The following is a 17,593-nucleotide window of genomic DNA, read 5'->3' on the forward strand; positions in this document are numbered from 1 at the left end:
TTCAGCCGATCACGCGGAGTTGAAGCGGCCGTGTGATGGCCTTTCAGGTTCTGTGCGAGTTCGGGTGCGGCTCGCGCGGCGGATCAGCCGGCGATCCGGGTACGCGCACGTCATCCTTGGTGGATTCACAAGGTTTTCCCAACGAACTCACAACGGCGCAGGGTCTCGGCGACGCACGACGCGGGCAGAATGGGGTCGTGCCAGCGCTGCGCGAATGAACCGCTCAGGGGGACGAGTTGTGATAACGCCGGATCGGACGGTCGACGGCTCCGCGTCCACCGACCCCGCACCACGGGTCCTGGTCGTCGATGACGAACTCTTCCTGGCGGACCTGGTCGCTTCCGCGCTGCGCTACGCGGGTTTCGCCTCGACCACGGCCGGGGACTGCGCGGAGGCGGAGGCCACCGTGGCGCGGGAACGGCCCGATCTGATCATCCTGGACGTGCTGCTGCCGGACGGCTCCGGCATCGACCTGTGCCGGCGGCTACGGGAGAACGGCGTCCTCGCCCCGGTGATCTTCCTGACCGCGCGGCGGACGGTCGCCGACAAGATCGAGGGGCTGAGCGTCGGCGGCGACGACTACCTGACCAAGCCGTTCAGCCTGGACGAGCTGGTCGCCCGGGCCCGGGCGATCCTGCGCCGGTCGCAGTTGGCCGCGCCCGCGCCCCCGCCGGGGGAGACCGGCGGGTTGCGCTACGCCGACCTGGTGATCGACCAGGAGGCACACGTGGTGCGCCGGCAGAACGTGGTGATCGACCTGAGCCCCACCGAGTTCAACCTGCTGCGCTATCTGGTGCAGAACGCCGGCCGAGTGATGTCCAAGCAGCAGATAGTCGACCAGGTGTGGGAGTACGACTTCGGTGGCAACCACGGCGTGGTTTCGACGTACATCAGCTATCTGCGCCGCAAGATCGACCAGTTCGATCCGCCGCTGATCCAGACCGTCCCCCGGGTCGGCTACACGCTGCGCCTGCCGGCCGAGTGAGCGGGATGAGCCTGCGGGGCCGGCTCATCGTCCTGGTCGCGGTGCTGCTGGCGGCCGGGATGAGCGTGGCCGCGCTGGCCACCCTGGCCGCGCTGCGGTATTTCCTGGTCACCCGCACCGACACCCAACTCGATCAGCTGAGCACGGCGTTCGTGGCGCAGACGAACAACGGCGACGGGCTGAGCCCGCCCGGCGCCGGCAGCGGCCGGCTGGCCAGCGCGGGCGGTCAGCCGTTCGTGCTCCTGCGGATCCTGTCCGCGGACGGCACCCCGATGCTGGACCTGCAAGATCCGGGCGGGCAGGCATCCGCGATCCGGCTGCGGCCGAAGGATCCCAGCACGAGCAGACCGGACGGCGCGGTGTACGCGACCGTCACGCTGACGGATCGGCAGCCGGAGCAGTGGCGGGTGCGATCCGGCTGGCTGCCCGACAGGCAGACGATCCTGCAGGTCGGCCTCCCGCTCACCCACTACGACGTGGCGAACCGCCAGCTCATCCGTACCCAGGCGGCTGCCTCGGCGGTCATCCTGGCCGCCATGCTGCTGATCGCCTGGTGGCTGATCGGCCTGGGCACCCGCCCGTTGGACCGGATCGCCGAGGTGGCCGCGGACATCGGCGCCGGGCACCTGGACCGCCGGGTGCGCCCGGCCCGGCCGAACACCGAGATCGGGCGGCTCAGCGCGGCGCTCAACGCGATGCTGGTGCAGATCCAGACCGCCTTCAAGGAACGGCAGATTTCGGAGGAGCGGCTGCGCCGGTTCGTCGCCGACGCGTCGCACGAGCTCAACACCCCGGTGGCGACCATCCGCGGGTATGCCGAGCTGTTCCGGCACGGTGCCGGTGCCCGTCCGGCCGACCTTGAGGTCGCGATGCGGCGCATCGAGTCCGAGGCGACCCGGATGGGCCAACTGGTCAACGAACTGTTGGTGCTGGTGAAGCTGGACGAGGGCCGCCCGTTGGACCGGGACCAGGTGGATTTGACCCATCTGGCCACCGAAGCGGCGGCGGACGCCCGGGCCATCGCGCCCGACCGCCCGCTGAGCGTGCAGGCGCCGGCCTCGCTCGTGGTCTCCGGCGACGAGTTGCGTCTGCGGCAGTTGCTGGCCAACTTGTTGTCCAACGTACGTCGGCACACTCCGCCGGGGACCGCCGCCGAGGTCCGGATCTTTACCTCGAACGGCGCCGCGGTGATCGAGGTGGCCGACAACGGCCCGGGCCTGACCGAGGAGGACAGCGGACGGGTCTTCGAACGCTTCTACCGCAGCGCGACCTCGCGCAGCCGGCAGCGGGAGGGCTCCGGTATCGGCCTTGCCATCGTCGCGGCGATCGCCGAGGCGCACGGTGGCACGGCCGAGGTGAGCTCGGTGCCGGGTGAGGGCACCACCTTCACCGTACGCATCCCGCAGGACGAGCAGGCCTGACTCGGGTTATGACGAAAAGACGAGCCCGGCGAGGACGGCGGAAACGGCCCTTCCCGCGTACGGGTGGGCGACTCCCTCCGCTCGGGGATTCGCCGGTCGTGCCGCTCGGTCAGAGTGATCTCGGACATTCCGACGCTCGCCGCCGATACGGAGAAGCCACCCGTGACTCGACCACCACATGCGCAGACCCGGCCCGCCACAGCATCGATGACACCTCGTACGCCCCCACCACCGCCATGGGCACGCCGAGCCGGTCACGTGGCGTGGCTTGCCCCCGTGCTGGGGTTCATCCCGCTGCACATTCCATGGATCCTCGGTATTCCGATGTTCGCCAACGCCGGGCCGTTCGACGAGTGGTACCACGGTCGCGGGCCCGGTGTCGGCGATCATCCGGTCGACGGTGTCCTGGGCATGCCGGCCGGCGCGTTCTATCTGAGCCTCCTGTGTGTCCTCGCCGCGCTCGGTGGGGTATTGGCGCTTGGGCTCATCGGTGATTGGGGAGTGACCTTCCCCCGGTGGGTGCCGTGGCTGCGCGGACGCCGAGTGCCACCGTGGTTGCCGTTGACACCAACGGTGTTGGGATCCGCCCTGATGATCGGCTATTCGGCGACCCTGCCCTGGCAGTTCGCAGCCGACCTCGCGGAGTCCAGCCCACAGGACATCTTCACCCCGACGGGTGTCCTGATCGGCCTTCCGCTCCTTCTGGCCTGGACGATCGCGCTGCCGCTGGCCGGTTGGTCCTACTACCGCCGCACCCGTCTGCCGTGCTGACCTGACCTCTGTCAGGTGCTGTGGGTCGTCGCGACGGCCGTCAGGCCACCAGCGAAACTCGCCCAGTGTCCAGGTCGTAGCGGGCGCCGACGACGCGCAACGCGCCCTGGTGCACCTTCTCCGCGATGATCGTGCTGCGCGTACTGAGCGCCCGCACCTGCGCGGCGATGTTGGCGCACACCGCGTTCTCCACCAGGTCGCCGGGTTGGTTCAGCAGCGGCTCGACCACCGGGCGCAGGCTGTCCACGATGGTGCCGATGTGCCCCGGCGCGGTGCCGCCGCTCTGGATGGCGTCGATGGTGGCGGTGATCGCACCGCAGCGCTCGTGGCCGAGGACGACGATCAGCAGGCAACCGAACTCCTCCACGGCGAACTCGACGCTGCCCAGCAGCAGGTCGTCGACGATGTTGCCGGCCACGCGGTTGTCGAACAGGTCCCCGAGCCCCTGGTCGAAGAGCACCTCCGGGGCAACCCGGGAATCCGCGCAGCCGACGGTGACCGCGAACGGGTGCTGGCCGGCGGCGAGCCGGTGCAGGTCGTCCAGACCCTGGTGCGGGTGCCGGCCGTGGCCGGAGGTGAACCGCAGGTTGCCAGCTTGCAGCCGACGCAGCGCCTCGGCCGGCGTACCGACCGTGTCGTCGGTCGGCTTGGCAACGGCGGCGGCGGACGGGCTTGCCGCGGTCGCTCCAATTGCGACGGCGGCGGCACTACCGGCGGTCAGCAGTGAACGGCGGGACAGTTGGGCACGTGCCACGGAGATCTCCCGGGGGTGAGGGGGTTGCCTAATTTCTACCAGTCGATGCCGTCGGTGACCGTACTGTGATCGTGTTTTGCCGTGACCAGGATCGTCGACCGCCTCGCCGGCGGGCCGGTCGAATCGTCGGCCCGCCGTCGGCTGGCACAGGCGCTGGCGGATCTCCCAGGAAGCAGAGCCGCGCGTGTCCAGGATCATGGTGTCCGCCGGCGCCGCCGAAGGCAGCGCCGGCGGACGATGGACCCTCTCCAACCTGGACTGGCGGCGTCGGGGGTGCACCGCGTTTCGTCCTGCCCCGGAGATGACCTGGGGCGAGGTGGAGGGTCCAATCACCTGTTACGGCCAGGGGGTTGGCCGCACAGGAGATGCGATGGATCAGTTCCTGGTGGCGTACCAACCCGCACCGGCACCTGCGTTTGCTGTGGTTCCCGTCGTGAAGACCTTCCACCCCGGGTCGTCCGAAGCGCTTGCCGTGAAGGTTCCGAGGTAGAACGCGATACCAGAGCTGTTGAAGGCGCCAAGCACCTCAATGTGCTGCGTGCCAGAAGGGATGTTGGTCTTGAGGCAGGTGCCCGGTGGAACGAGAACGGTGGACGCTCCGTTGCCCCAGAATTCGAGGTAGGAACCGTAGTTGCCCTGGGAGCAGAGCTGCACACGCCCCTTGCCCATCGCCGCAGCGGCCGGCCCGGTCGATACGGCCAGCGTCGCCGCCGTGAGCATGCCCGCCGCGGCAACTCCTGTCGCCGTCCTCTTGATTGCCTGGCTGATACCCATGATCCAACCTCTCTGTTGAATGCACCGCGTAACACCGGCCCAAGGCCACAGGTGGCAGCCCTGCCGGCAGGTGGGCGTTCGACTCCGACGCCCCGGCTGTACGACGCAAGCATCTGCACTCCGGTTCAAAATGGAGAGTCCCCCGAGTTGCCGATGCCCGCCGCCTTCAACGGCCTGGCGGCGTCGTGGATGCGCGTGCCCGCGTCGGCGGAGCAACGCAATCAGGCGAAGTCGACGCCGGTGAGCGAGACGGCGCGGTACGCGGCGAGGCGTTCGGCTTGGTCGGTGATGGCCGTGCGCGTGGGGCCGGGCAGCTTGCGCCAGGGCTGAACGGCGACCGTGAAGGTGGTGCCGGACTTGCGGGGGCGCCAGGTGCCGACCAACTCGCCGTCGACCAGGACGCCGCCGGGGCGACCCAGCGCCGGCCACAAATCCTTGGCGTGGGCGGCATCCGGCACCAGAGTTGCCCGGTCCTTGGCCTGGAGGAACAGGTCGAACGGGCCGAGGAGGCGGGTCGACCTACCGTCGGCCGACTCCAACGCCTCCTCGTCGGCGGCCAGCAGCGAGCGCACTTCCCCGTCGACGGTCACCTCGAGCACATCGTCGGGCCAGAGCGCCTTCACGTCCTTGACCGGTGCGTCGAGATAGTCGGCCACCTGTTTCGGGGTGGCCGGGCCGAACAGGCGAAGGTACGCGCGGATGAGGTCGAACCGGTCGCCCGGGGCGGCCGCCCTCCTGAACCCGGTGATGCGCTGCAGGACCGGAGGCGAGGTGTCGAGCTGCAACTCCAGCCCGGCCCGCGTTGTGGCCAACCGGAACGGCATCTCGTAGACGTGGGTGGCGTCGCACGGCCGGCAGAACCGCAGGTACGGCTCGGGCATCACCTCGGCCAGGCGGCCCGAGACGTCTCCCTTGACCGTCGGCTTGGTGACGATGGCCCGCAGGTGAGCGGCCACCTCGTCGAGGGCGGCGAGGTTCTCGATCCCCGCCGCCTTCAACGGCTTGGAGGCGTCGTAGATGCGCTTGCCCGCGTCGGCGTCGGAGAAGGGCTCGACCGCCGCCACCACCTTCCCGACGTCGGCTCGACGATAGAGGTGGGGGGCACCGCGGATGGTCCAGAGCAGGATCAGATCCTTGGCGGACAACGCGGTCACGTCGACCCCGCGTACCGCCAGCGCCCACCGGGCACCGTCCGGTCCGGTGTTCTGCACCCCGATGTCCAGGACGGCGGTGTCGGCGAGCGTGCCCTGGTCCCGGTCGAGCTGCTGGGCACGGACGCGGAAGTTCATCACCTGGCGCCGATCAACCATGCCTGCACCCTACTGAGCAGCGGCCGGAGCCATCCGCGCACGCGCCGCCGGTAGGGCTAACCCGACGTCCGGTCGGGGGTGGACCGGCTCGAAAGCCTCTCTGGTCCGCCATAACGTCGGATCACGTCGGGCGGGCCCGACAGCCGAAAATCCGAGCAGGGAGTACGACGTGGCCATCCGCATGACGCGCACACTGCTGGCGTCGATGGTGGCCCTGGTCGCCGTCGCGGCAGTGCCGACCACTGCCCAGGCGGCAGTGCCGGCCACGGGTTACGAGGCGTTCTTCGACGACCTGGTGCCCGCGCAGTTGGCGAAGTACCGGATTCCCGGTGCCGCGGTCGTCGTCGTCGACGGCCAGCACCCACTGTTCGCCCGGGGATACGGCCTGGCGGACGTGGACGCCCGCGTACCGGTGTCGCCGGACAGGACCGGCTTCTTCATCGCCTCGAACGCGAAGCTGTGGACCACGACCGCGGTGCTGCAACTGGTGGAGCAGGGCAAGCTGGACCTGAACACGGACGTGAACAACTACCTCACCGCCTTCAGGGTTCGCGACACCTATCCGGGTCAGCCGGTGACCATCGCGCACCTGCTCACCCACACGTCCGGGTTCGTCGACGAGATCGTGGGGGTGGCCGTCCGCGACCCGGCCGACGCGCCGCCGCTGGCCGAATACCTGGCCGAGCATCAGCCCGAACGGGTCCGGCGCCCCGGCACGCTCGCCTCGTACGACAACTACGGGTTCACCCTCGCCGGCTACCTCGTGCAGGTCGTCTCCGGGGAGCCGTTCGACGAGTACGTGGCCACGCACATCCTGCAACCGCTCGGTATGTCCGGCTCGACCGCCAGTCAACCACCCGCCGCCGCCGTCCAGGCCACCCTCGCGCGTGGCTACCGGCCGCAGGACGACAGGCAGGTACGAGTGCAGGGCCAGCACGGGCCGATGGTGCCGACCGGCGCCGGTGTGGTCTCCACCGCCACCGACATGGGTCGCTTCCTCAGCGACCAACTCCGTACGAGTGCCTCCGCGAGCCGGTCACACCTGCTCGGTCCGGCCGCGCTCCGCCAGATGCAGACGCGACAGTTCAGCCACGATCCGCAGTTCCCCGGCATGGCCTTCGGCTGGCAGGAACACCCCCGCGACGGGCAGCACGTCCTCGACAAGGATGGCGATGTTCCGGGCTTCCACAGCAACGCGGCACTGCTGCCCGACAAGGGCATCGGCATCTTCGTCGTCACCAACGGTGACGGCGTGGACGGCACCGCCTCCTGGGCCAACAAGGAGGTCGTCGACGAGTTCGTGGACACGTTCTTTCCCGGCAGTGGCACCGCGGGGGGCGCCGCCGGCCGGAACCCGGAAATCGCCGGCGACCTCGACCAGTACGAGGGTGCCTACCGGGTGACCCGTACCGCGGAGGATCTCACCAAGGCGGCGGCGCTGATGTCCTCGGTGTCGGTCGAGGTCGGCCCCGACAACACCCTCACCACCCGAGGGCCGCTCTCGGCGGACCCGGACAAGGCCACCCAGCACTGGACGCCGATCGGGCCACGGTTGTTCCAGGAACGCGGCGGCCAGGACCAACTGGGCTTCCGCGTCGACGGCGATGGGCAGGTCATCGCGCTCTTCGACACCACCAACCCGACCATCGCCTACCAACGACTGGCCTGGTGGCAGTCACCCACCCTGCACCAACTGCTCCTGGTCGGCGCGCTGACGGTCCTGCTCCTCACGCTGCTCTACTACCCGATCGCCGCGCTGGTCCGCCGGCTACGCCGCGGCAGCCCATCGGCCGGCACCCGATGGAGCACCACCGCGCGGCTCGCGGCGTGGGTCACCGCCGCCCTCGCCGCGGCGTTCACCACCGGCCTCGCTGTGGTGTTCTCCGACGGCAATCGGCTGCTGGAGAGCATCGTGCTCGGCAGGTCGCCACTGGTGATCACCGTCCTGGCGTTGTCGACCACGGCGCTGGTCACCGCGGCGGCCACCATCACCGGGACGGTGGCGGCCTGGCGTCGGGGTTGGTGGACCCTGCCCGGTCGCCTGCACCACACCGCGGTCTCCCTCGCCGCGATCGTCTTCCTCGGCGTCCTGTCGATCTACCACCTCACGCTCGCTTGACCTTGACACAGTGGCAAGGTCTTCAGTGGGGCGATGAGGTGGTTCCGATGACCATGCCGAGAAACGGCACGAACACGATGCGGGCTCTCCAGGGGCTGGAGAACGCCGACTCGTCGGTGCGGCTGCGAGCAGCGCTGGCGGTCGGCACGACCCCTGATCCGCTGTTGATCGACACGCTCGTCGAGCGATGCGCGATCGAGCCAGAATTCTCGGTGCGCGAAATGCTGACCTGGGCACTCCTGCGCCACCCAAAGTCACTGACGGTTCCGAAGCTCGTCGCCGAGCTCCGGTCGGGGCGTACGCAGGCGCGGAGCCAGGCATTGCACACGTTGTCCAAGATCGGGGATCGGGAGGCGTGGCCGGCGATCACCCGGGCGCATCTGACCGACCCCGACGACGAGGTGGCACGCAGCGCCTGGCGGGCGGCGGTCGTCCTCGTTCCGGAAGGCGCGGAGGCCACCCTGGCCGACGTGTTGTCGACACAGTTCGGGCGGGGTGAGCGTGCGACGCAGTTGAGCCTCAGCCGGGCGCTGATCGCGCTCGGCGAGGTGATCGTGCCGATCCTGCGCGCGGCGACGACGGATCTCGACCCGCGCGTACGCGCGCACGCGCTCGCCACGCAACGGCTGCTGGTCGACCCGGACGCCGGCTTCGAGTTCGCGATCGAGGAGGCGAAGCGCGTCGTGGCTCTCGGCGGAATCAGTGCGGACGGGTGATGGGCAGTGCTGATCGGTGAGGTGGCACGACAGTCCGGGGTCAGCGCGCGCATGCTCCGGCACTACGAATCGCTCGGCCTGGTGCGGCCAACCGGCCGTACCGGCGCCGGCTACCGGGAGTATTCCAGCGAGGACCTCCGGCTGATCTTCCAGGTCGAGAGCCTGCGGTCACTGGGGCTGTCGCTGCGCGACGTCCAGCGCGCGCTCGATGATCCCGCCTTCACCCCCTCGGGGCTCGTCGCTGACCTGATCAGCCAGACGCGACGACGGATCGCGGGTGAGCTGGAGTTGCTCACGCGACTCCGTCGGATCGGTGCGGCGGAACCCGCCGACTGGGCGGACGTCCTCCAGATCGTCGCACTCCTGCGGGCGTTGGGGTCGGCGAGCGCGGGGAGGCGCCTGCGCGCGGCCCTGTCCTCGGTCGACGAGGCCCCGGTGCCGGTGGGGGCGCTGGTCGAGGCGGCGCTCAACGAGACGGATCCGAACGTCGCCGGGGCCCTTCGCTGGGCTCTGGCGCAGTCGGGCGACGACGGGTTGGCGCTGCTGGCGGACGGCCTCGGCGCACCGGTGGCCGAGGTACGGGAACGTGCCGTTCGGGCCATCGCCGAGATCCCGACCGCGAACGGGACAGCGCTGCTGCAGGACGCCCTCGCGAACCCCGACATCGCGGTCCGCAGGTGTGCGGCCCTGACGCTCGGGCCACGGGGCGTGGCCGAGGCGGTCCCGACGCTCGTCGACATGGTCGTCGAGGAGGCGAATGACGTCGACGCCGCCGACGCGTTGAGCGCGCTGGCGAGTGATCCCGCGTTGGCGGAGCAGATCGCGACCACGCTCGTCGAACGCCTCGCCCACGGGCCCGTCGGGTCGTCCGTCCGGCGTCGGCTGGCGCAGGCGTTGGCGGACATTCCGGGACGCACGGCCGCGCGTGCCCTCGTCGACCTCGCACAGGACGACGACCGTGCGGTCGCGCTCACGGCGACCTACATTCTCCAGGTACGCGCAGACTCTCCATGACACCCACCAACGGGCCGGGCAGGTCTGAACGCCGCGTACCCCGATGACCTTGAGCTACGGGCCCTGCCTGGTGGGGGCGGTGATCGGGCTGATCGCGGTGGCTCTGGCCGTTGTCGGCCTGGTCACCGTGATCCATTGGGCGCGGTAGGCGCATCGGACCTTTCGCAGCGAACCGGGCGCATTGGGTGGGCGCACCGCATAGCGTCACGGTGGCGGCGGCGCCGCCCGTCACGCCCACCCGAAGGGACCGGACATGGACCGTGTCGACAGTGTGCTCCTGCCCGAGTTGGACGGGCCGGTGCCGGCGACGCTGCCGAGCACGCTGGGCCTGCTGAGCCTGGCCCTGGGTGTCGGCGCCCTGGTCGCGCCCGGTCGCCTCGCGCGACTGACCGGGGTGGACGACTCCGCGGCCGCGCGCGGGGTGATCCCGGCCGTCGGCCTGCGCGAGTTGGGCAGTGCCGTCGGCCTGCTCAGCGGCCGACGCCCGGCCGGCTGGGCGTGGAGCCGGGTGGCCGGCGACGCCATGGACCTGACCCTGCTCGGCCGAGCCCTCGCGGACCGCGGCGGTGAACGACGCCGCCGGCTGGCACTGACCACCGCCGCGATCGCCGGCATCGCCGCCGTCGACGTGCTCGCCGCCGTACGGATCCGGCGAGCCCAACGGGCCCGGGCGCGGATGATCCGGATGGACGTCGGGGTGACCGTGAACCGGTCACCCGCCGAGGCGTACCGGTTCTGGCGGGACGTCGAGAACCTGCCCCGGTTCATGGCGCACCTGGAGTCCGTACGCGCCGACGACCTGCGCCGCTCGCACTGGATCGCCCGTGGCCCAGCCGGGCACCGCGTCGAGTGGGACGCCGAGATCATCGATGACCAGCCGAACAAGTCGATCACCTGGCGTTCGCTGCCGGGGACCCGGGTGCCCAACGTCGGGCGCGTCCAGTTCGTGCCCGCCCCCGGTGACCGGGGCACCGAGGTCCGGGTGGAACTGCGTTACGCCCCGCCCGCCGGCACGCTCGGCCGGGCGGTGGCGAAGCTCTTCGGCGAGGAACCCGAGCAACAGGTCCGTGACGACCTGCGCCGGTTCAAGCAGGTGCTGGAGACCGGCGAGGTGGTCCGGTCCGAGGGCAGCCCCAACGGCATCTCCGTACGCCAGCAGGCCATGCAGCGTCCCGCCCAGCCGCTGCCGGCGTCCCGCCGCTGACCGCCCCCGCTCCGAAAGGGACCGACAATGAAGGCCACCGCCTGGATGGGCACCGACACCGTCAAGGTGATCGACGTACCCGATCCGAAGATCATGAACGCCCGGGACGCGATCGTCCGGATCTGCACCACCGCGATCTGCGGCTCCGACCTGCACCTCTACCACGGCTACATCCCCGCGATGCGCAAGGGCGACATCCTCGGCCACGAGTTCATGGGCGAGGTGGTGGAGGTGGGCCCGCAGGTGCGCAACCTCAAGCCCGGTGACCGGGTGGTGGTGCCCTTCCCGATCTCCTGCGGGCACTGCTCGTCCTGCCAGCGCGGCCTCTACTCGGTCTGCGAGAACTCCAACCCCAACGCCGGCATCGCCGAGAAGATCATGGGCCACTCGCCGGCCGGCATCTTCGGCTACTCCCACCTGCTCGGCGGGTACGCGGGCGGTCAGGCCGAGTACGCCCGGGTGCCGTTCGCCGACGTCGGCCCGGTCAAGGTGCCCGACGAGGTCCGCGACGACCAGGCGGTCATGCTCGCCGACGTGTTCCCGACCGGCTACATGGGCGCCGAGATGTGCGACATCAAACCCGGGCAGGTGATCGCCGTCTGGGGCGCCGGACCGGTCGGACTGTTCGCCGCGGCCAGCGCCCGCCTGCTCGGCGCGGAGCGGGTGATCGTCATCGACCGGTTCCCGTACCGGCTGCGGCTGGCCGAGGAACACCTCGGTGCCGAGACGATCAACTATGAACAGGCTGACGTGCTGGACACGCTCAACGAGATGACCGCCGGCCGGGGGCCCGACGCGTGCATCGACGCGGTCGGCCTGGAGGGACACCACGGCAACGCCGCCATGTACGCGTACGACCGGGCCAAGCAGGCCACCCGGGTCGAGACGGAACGGCCGTTCGCGCTGCGCCAGGCGATCCTCGCCTGCCGCTCGGGAGGGGTGATCTCGGTCGTCGGGGCGTACGGCGGTTTCGTCGACAAGTTCCCGATGGGCGCGTTCATGAACCGGTCGCTGATCATGCGGACCGGCCAGTGCCACGTCCAGCGCTACACCCGGCCGCTGCTGGAACGGATCCAACGCGGCGAGATCGACCCGAGCTTCGTCGTCAGCCACCGGATGCCGCTGCGCGACGCCCCGAAGGGCTACAAGATCTTCCAGAAGAAGCAGGACGACTGTACGAAGGTGTTGCTCACCGTCTGACCGGGCCGACCCGCCAACATTCGGTCAGCGTCTCCCACCTGCCGGGACGGCGGCGATGATCGACTCCAGATCGGCGACCTGGCGGTATCCGCTCGACGGGTTACCGCCACGTCGCCGACCCTGCGTTGATCTCGAACCTCAGCCTCGGACCTCAGCCTCCGGCCGGCGACGCGCTCCGCGACCTCCGGCCGCGCCTCCTGTTGGTTGCCGGCTAACGTGTCGCCATGCATGGTGGTGACACATCGATGCCCGGGACGGCAGATCTCACCGTTGCGCTGCGGCCGGTCACCGAGCCCGACCTGGCGATGTTCCGCCGGCTCTGCGTCGAGCCGGAGCTGATCGGGCTGGACTGGGCCGGCTTCCGCGACGCTGAGGCGCCGGCTCGGCGGTTCGCGGTCGACGGCTATCTCGGCGAGGACGACGGGCGGCTCATCGTCGAGGTGGAACAGGAAGGTGCCGCCGCCGGTCTCGTCAGCTACACGTCCGGGCGCTACGCCGGGCGGGCGTCGTACTGGGAGATCGGGATCGTCCTGTTGCCGCCGTGGCGGGGGAGGGGCATTGGCTGGCGCGCGCAGGCGCTGCTCTGCGACTACCTGTTCCACCACACCCCGGCGCAGCGCATCCAGGCCGGCACCCACCCAGAGAACGTGGCCGAGCAACGGGCGCTGGAGAAGGCCGGCTTCCAGCTCGAGGGGATCGTGCGGGCCAGCGAGTTTCGGGCTGGTCAGTGGCGCGACGGATACCTCTACAGTCGGCTGCGCGACGACCCGTCCCCCTGGGCTGCGGCGACGGGAGGCTAGGGCCTGCGTCAAAGCCATCGGTCGAGCCGAGGCGGAGTCCAGGTGGCGGTCCGGCAAGGCGGAAATCCGTCTGGATACCGGTGTTGTACCCAGACGAATTTCCAACGCGGCCGGTCGTCGTCTGGGCCCGCCGCAGGCCGGCCAGGGGCTTTGACAGGCCCTAGCGCGGGCGGACTCCCGGCTCCACCGTCAGGGTCCCCGCGGCGGCATCGATCGTGGCCCGCGCGCCGAGCGGAACGGTGAGCTGCCCGTTGCCATGCCCCAGCCGTAGCCCGCCCAGCACCGGCACGCCAAGGTCGTACAGGCGGTCCTTCAGCACCGCCGCCGCGTCCCACTCGCCCGGCTCACCGACGCTGTTGGTGATCTGGCCGATGACCACCCCGGCAACCCTCGACAGCACGCCCACCCGGCGCAGCTCGGTCAGCATCATGTCGTAGCTGTACGGAGCCTCGTCGACATCCTCGAAGAAGAGAATGGCGTCGTCGAACTTGGGGATGTCACCCGCGCCCAGGGAGGTGGAGAGCAGGGTGAGGCAGCCGCCGAGCAGGGGGCCCGATGCGCGCCCCGGCACCAGCACGGGGGCCGCCGTCTCGGCCGGGTCCCGGGTGATCGTCACCGGTGCGGTGGTCATCACCGCCCGGCGAAGCGCCTCGGCCGAGTCGGGGCCGGTGCGATCGTCGGACCAGTTGACCATGGGGCCGTAGAAGGTGACCAGGCCCGTCTCGCGCCAGAGCTTGCCGTGGATGCTGGTGATGTCGCTGAAGCCGACCACCACCCGGGGATCCCGGCGAACACCGGAAACGTCGATGCGATCGACGATCCGCTGGGTGCCGTAACCGCCGCGGGCGGCGAAGACCGCGCGGATCCCCGGATCGTTGAGCGCGGCGTTCAGGTCGGCCAGCCGCTGCGCGTCGGTGCCGGCCAGGTAGCCGTACTTGGCGAAGACGTGCGTGCCCAGCTCGACCTGCAGGCCCCAGCTCCGCAGGATCTCGATGCCACGGGCCATGTTCGTGGGGTCAGGGGTGCTGCCGGGCGACACGACCCGGACCCGGTCCCCGGGTGCCAACGCCGGAGCCCGCAGCGCGCGTCTCGCGCCACTCGGCGCAGCCTGCGCGGACGCCGCCTCGGCAGTGCCGACGAGCACCGCGCCGCCGGCAGCCGCCGCTCCCATCCGCAGCATGTGCCGACGGGACAGGGGCACCCGCGCGGACCCCTGGGTCGAGGCTGGGTCTGTTCCAGAAGTGGCCACGGGCGTCCCCTCATCGTGATCAGACGATCTACGAGCCGCCACAGCCTACGACAAACATGAATGCCACGCGGGGTCCACAAAGGACATCGGTGGCAACGGGCGGACTTCCCGCACGGCGTGACCTGGCTCAGCAGGCAGCCCGAGTGGCGTGCCCGGTTCACGGCGGCTTGTGGTGCCCCGCCCGCCGACGGCGGGAAAGTCCGGGTCCGCGCGCGACCCCGTTTGTCGCCAGGGAGCGTGGGAACTCGGCCCGTTCGTCCGCAGGCAGGCCCGACGGCATGTCGAGGAGACCGAAGGAGCGGAGCATGGAGTACGAGCAGATGATCGCCACGGTACGACAGCGCGCGGGTCTCGGTGAGAACGAGGCCGTACGGTCCGTCCAGGCCGTCCTGTCGGTGCTCGGTGAACGGCTCGCCGGACAGGAGGCCGACCACCTGGCGGCACAGCTACCGGAACGGTTGAACGGGTCCGTCACCCGCAATCCGGAGGGCCGCCGCTGGGACGTCGGCGAGTTCCTGAAGAACGTCGGGGACCGCGAGCAGGTCGCGAACGCCGACCAGGTGCGTCAACACGCCCAGGCGGTGTTGCGTACCGTCGCCGAGGCGCTCGATGACGACGAGCGACACGACCTGCTCGCCCAGCTTCCCGGCGGCATCACCGATCTCTTCGGCGTTCCGACCCCACGAGGCTGAGCCCCGGGGTGCTCACGGGATGGGCCACTCGTGCACCGGCCGGTTGCTGTGCATGAGGTCCACATAGTGGCGGACCACCTCGCGCAGCGCCGCAGGCCGGTCCAGGTGGTCGGCGGACTCCAGCCGGTGCAGCGTCTCCACCTGCCAGGTCGCGCCGTTGCGGCCGGTCAGGCAGCGCTGCTCGATCACGCCGAGCAGTCGGTCGCGTTCGCCCGGGTCGAGCCCCCACCGGTCCAGGCCGTGGTGCGCCAGCGGGAGCAGCCGGCGCAGCACCAACTCGGTGACCGGCAGGTAGCCGAGGCCGGGCCAGAAGACCTGCGCGTCGATGCCGTGCCGGGCGCAGTTGGTGAAGTTCTCCTCGGCGGCGCTGAACGACATCTGCGACCACAGTGGTCGGTCCGACTCGGCCAGGGCGCGGACCAGCCCGAAGTAGAAGGCGCCGTTGGCGATGGTGTCCAACACGGTCGGGCCGGCGGGCAGCACCCGATTCTCCACCCGCAGGTGCGGTCGGCCGCGCGACACGTCGTACACCGGGCGGTTCCACCGGTAGACGGTGCCGTTGTGCAGGCGCAGCTCGGCCAGGTTGGGCACCTCGCCGGCGGCGAGGGCCTGCGTCGGGTCCTCCGGGTCGCAGACCGGCAACAGCGCCGGGAAGTACCGCACGTTCTCCTCGAACAGGTCGAACACGCTGGTGATCCAGCGTTCGCCGAACCAGACTCTGGGGCGTACCCCCTGGGCTTTGATCTCTTCCGATCGGGTGTCGGTGGCCTGCTGGAACAGCGGGATGCGGGTCTCGCGCCACAGCTCACGCCCGAAGAAGAGCGGCGAGTTCGCGCCGACCGCGACCTGGATGCCGGCGACCGCCTGGGCGGCGTTCCAGTAGTCGGCGAACTGGGCCGGGCTGACCTGCAGGTGGAACTGCGTGCTGGTGCAGGCCGCCTCCGGGGTGATCGTGTCGGCGGTGACCGCCAACCGTTCCACGCCACTGATGGCGATCGGCAGATCCTCACCGCGGGCGGCGAAGATCTGCTCGTTGAGCAGCCGGTAGCGGGGGTTGGCCGAGAGCGTCTCGGCGGTCAGGTGCTCGGGGCGCAACGTCGGCAGGATGCCGATCATGACCATGTGCGCGCCGATCGCGCGGGCCTTCACCTCGGCGGCGTTGAGGCTGGCCCGGACGCCCTCCTCGAAGTCGGCGGTGCCGGTGCCGGTCAGCCGGCGCGGTGGCACGTTGATCTCGATGTTGAACTGGCCCAGCTCGGTCTGGAAACTCTCGTCGGCGATGGCCGCCAGCACGTCGGCGTTGCGCATGGCCGGGTTCGACGCCTCGTCGACCAGGTTCAGCTCGATCTCCACGCCGGTCATCGGCCGGTCGACGTCGAAACGCGACTCGCGCAGCATCTCGGCGAAGACGTCCAGGCAGCGGCGGACCTTGTCGCGATAGCGGGCCCGATCCTCCCGGCTGAAGGTTCGTACGCCGACGTCCTCGCCCATGGTCACCACCCTGTCACCGCTGGTCCCCCTAACCTCGCATGTGATCGGCGGGCGGGGGAAGACCCGATGGCCCATTCCTACCCAGTTGCCCGCCCTGCTAGGCCCTTCGACCCGCCCCGATAGCATTGCGGTCCGAGAGGTGGTGGCGTGGGGATGCGCGAGAAGGTGACCGGGTTGTTCGTCGCGGCGGCGATCGCCGAGGCCTGCTCCTGGCTGGCCCTACTGGTCGGCATGGTGGTCAAGTACGGGCCGCCGGGCAACGAGGTGGGCGTGCAGATCTTCGGGCCGATCCATGGCGGCCTGTTCATCGCGTACGTCCTGCTGGTGCTGGCCGTGGCCCGGCTGCACCGGTGGAGCCTGCTGGCCACGGCGGTGGCCCTGGTCAGTGCGGTGCCGCCGTTCGCCACCCTGGCCTACGAGCGTTGGGCCCGTCGCCGGGGGATGCTCGGCGTCGACCGCCAACCGGCCCGCGAGCCCGCCTCGGTCGGCTGAACGGGTCGGTTCATCCCGGTCGGCTGACCCCGCTGACCGCCTGCCCGACCGATCAGGTCAGCGCGGCGCAGGCCGTGACGCCGGCCAGCAGCAGCGCGCCCAGGAACGCCTGCAACAGCAGTGGCGGCCCGAGATGCGACCAGAGCGTCGCGGTACGTGGCGTGAGCAACTGCCCGGTGGTGAGGTTGACGATCCGCTCGATGCGGGGCGGCAGCTCCGGATCCCGTTGCGGGCGCAGGGTGAGCTGCACCTGGTCGGCCGGGTGCAGGGCGCTCTGCGGCAGGTGACCGTGCAGCTCCACCTCGCAGAGCTGGCCGGCGGTGTTGCGCAGGCGCACCGGGACGACCAGGTACTCCGGGCCCTGCTTCAGCTCCTTCCAGCGTCGACGCGTGCCGCCACCGCCGAAGGAGAAGAGCGAGCGCAGCAGCAGTGCGGGTAGCCGGGCGAACGCCGCCGCGGCGAGCACCGCCACCAGCACCGGCTGACCGATGCGTACCTCCCGGGTGTAGCCGTCGAGTAGGCGGACCAGCCGCCCGGTGACGATCCGTTCCGTCGGGTGCACGATCCGTCGGGTATCGAGTCCGCTGTCCATTCCCACCAC

Annotated in this window: 17 protein-coding genes; 11 read left to right on the forward strand and 6 right to left on the reverse strand. The window is 70.4% G+C overall.

The annotated features are described in order from the left end of the window. Positions 1-214: 214 nt before the first annotated feature. The 3 genes from C7C45_RS19960 to C7C45_RS19970 all read left to right on the forward strand — a co-directional run bounded on the left by C7C45_RS19960 (position 215) and on the right by C7C45_RS19970 (position 3,177). On the forward strand, positions 215-985 hold the full coding sequence (locus C7C45_RS19960; RefSeq protein ID WP_110565206.1) for a response regulator transcription factor: 771 nt from the start codon (positions 215-217) through the stop codon (positions 983-985). Positions 986-990: 5 nt separating this feature from the next. Continuing rightward, complete coding sequence (locus tag C7C45_RS19965; protein WP_110565207.1) at positions 991-2,406, forward strand: sensor histidine kinase; 1,416 nt, start codon at positions 991-993, stop codon at positions 2,404-2,406. Between the two features lie 276 nt (positions 2,407-2,682). Continuing rightward, the gene (locus C7C45_RS19970) at positions 2,683-3,177 is read left to right on the forward strand and encodes a hypothetical protein (RefSeq protein WP_146247357.1); all 495 of its coding nucleotides are present in this window, start codon (positions 2,683-2,685) and stop codon (positions 3,175-3,177) included. A 40-nt stretch (positions 3,178-3,217) separates the two neighbouring features. Here the strand turns inward: C7C45_RS19970 and C7C45_RS19975 are convergent, their stop codons facing one another. The 3 genes from C7C45_RS19975 to C7C45_RS19985 all read right to left on the reverse strand — a co-directional run bounded on the left by C7C45_RS19975 (position 3,218) and on the right by C7C45_RS19985 (position 6,015). Next, a complete protein-coding gene (locus C7C45_RS19975; RefSeq protein ID WP_110565209.1) occupies positions 3,218-3,931 on the reverse strand; it encodes a carbonic anhydrase in 714 nt (237 codons plus the stop codon). Positions 3,932-4,306: 375 nt separating this feature from the next. Beyond that, a complete protein-coding gene (locus tag C7C45_RS34150) occupies positions 4,307-4,705 on the reverse strand; it encodes a hypothetical protein (RefSeq protein ID WP_167454757.1) in 399 nt (132 codons plus the stop codon). A 221-nt stretch (positions 4,706-4,926) separates the two neighbouring features. Further along, positions 4,927-6,015 (reverse strand): winged helix DNA-binding domain-containing protein, encoded by a 1,089-nt coding sequence (locus C7C45_RS19985; protein ID WP_110565210.1) that lies wholly within the window; start codon positions 6,013-6,015, stop codon positions 4,927-4,929. Positions 6,016-6,184: 169 nt separating this feature from the next. Here C7C45_RS19985 and C7C45_RS19990 point away from each other — a divergent pair, with 169 nt between their 5' ends. From C7C45_RS19990 to C7C45_RS20015, 6 genes are all read left to right on the forward strand, one after another. Further along, entirely contained in the window at positions 6,185-8,134 is a 1,950-nt protein-coding gene (locus tag C7C45_RS19990; protein ID WP_244200463.1) for a serine hydrolase domain-containing protein, read from the forward strand. A 53-nt stretch (positions 8,135-8,187) separates the two neighbouring features. Continuing rightward, positions 8,188-8,850, forward strand: coding sequence for a HEAT repeat domain-containing protein (locus tag C7C45_RS19995; protein WP_208641230.1), 663 nt, complete (start codon positions 8,188-8,190; stop codon positions 8,848-8,850). A gap of 6 nt (positions 8,851-8,856) precedes the next feature. Further along, positions 8,857-9,864: a HEAT repeat domain-containing protein gene (locus tag C7C45_RS20000; RefSeq protein WP_110565212.1), complete on the forward strand. Its 1,008-nt coding sequence runs from the start codon at positions 8,857-8,859 to the stop codon at positions 9,862-9,864. A 253-nt stretch (positions 9,865-10,117) separates the two neighbouring features. Continuing rightward, positions 10,118-11,068, forward strand: coding sequence for an SRPBCC family protein (locus C7C45_RS20005; protein WP_110565213.1), 951 nt, complete (start codon positions 10,118-10,120; stop codon positions 11,066-11,068). A gap of 27 nt (positions 11,069-11,095) precedes the next feature. After that, the gene (locus C7C45_RS20010) at positions 11,096-12,268 is read left to right on the forward strand and encodes a zinc-dependent alcohol dehydrogenase (RefSeq protein ID WP_110565214.1); all 1,173 of its coding nucleotides are present in this window, start codon (positions 11,096-11,098) and stop codon (positions 12,266-12,268) included. Positions 12,269-12,492: 224 nt separating this feature from the next. Beyond that, a complete protein-coding gene (locus tag C7C45_RS20015; protein ID WP_110565215.1) occupies positions 12,493-13,068 on the forward strand; it encodes a GNAT family N-acetyltransferase in 576 nt (191 codons plus the stop codon). A 160-nt stretch (positions 13,069-13,228) separates the two neighbouring features. Here C7C45_RS20015 and C7C45_RS20020 read toward each other — a convergent pair whose 3' ends face one another. Beyond that, positions 13,229-14,269 carry a S66 peptidase family protein gene (locus tag C7C45_RS20020; RefSeq protein ID WP_244200464.1) on the reverse strand — a complete coding sequence of 347 codons (1,041 nt, stop codon included), beginning with the start codon at positions 14,267-14,269 and terminating at the stop codon, positions 13,229-13,231. A gap of 353 nt (positions 14,270-14,622) precedes the next feature. Between C7C45_RS20020 and C7C45_RS34155 the strand changes: the two genes are divergently transcribed. After that, on the forward strand, positions 14,623-15,009 hold the full coding sequence (locus C7C45_RS34155; RefSeq protein ID WP_167454759.1) for a DUF2267 domain-containing protein: 387 nt from the start codon (positions 14,623-14,625) through the stop codon (positions 15,007-15,009). 12 nt (positions 15,010-15,021) lie between these two features. Here C7C45_RS34155 and C7C45_RS20030 read toward each other — a convergent pair whose 3' ends face one another. Beyond that, positions 15,022-16,500, reverse strand: coding sequence for a glutamate-cysteine ligase family protein (locus C7C45_RS20030; protein WP_110565266.1), 1,479 nt, complete (start codon positions 16,498-16,500; stop codon positions 15,022-15,024). Between the two features lie 153 nt (positions 16,501-16,653). Here C7C45_RS20030 and C7C45_RS20035 point away from each other — a divergent pair, with 153 nt between their 5' ends. Continuing rightward, a complete protein-coding gene (locus C7C45_RS20035) occupies positions 16,654-16,992 on the forward strand; it encodes a DUF3817 domain-containing protein (protein WP_110565217.1) in 339 nt (112 codons plus the stop codon). Between the two features lie 52 nt (positions 16,993-17,044). On the opposite strand, the gene C7C45_RS20040 is transcribed toward C7C45_RS20035, so the two are convergent. Next, entirely contained in the window at positions 17,045-17,593 is a 549-nt protein-coding gene (locus C7C45_RS20040; RefSeq protein ID WP_208641231.1) for a hypothetical protein, read from the reverse strand.

This window comes from Micromonospora arborensis (assembly GCF_003205615.1).
GTDB classification, from domain to species: Bacteria; Actinomycetota; Actinomycetes; order Mycobacteriales; family Micromonosporaceae; genus Micromonospora; species Micromonospora arborensis.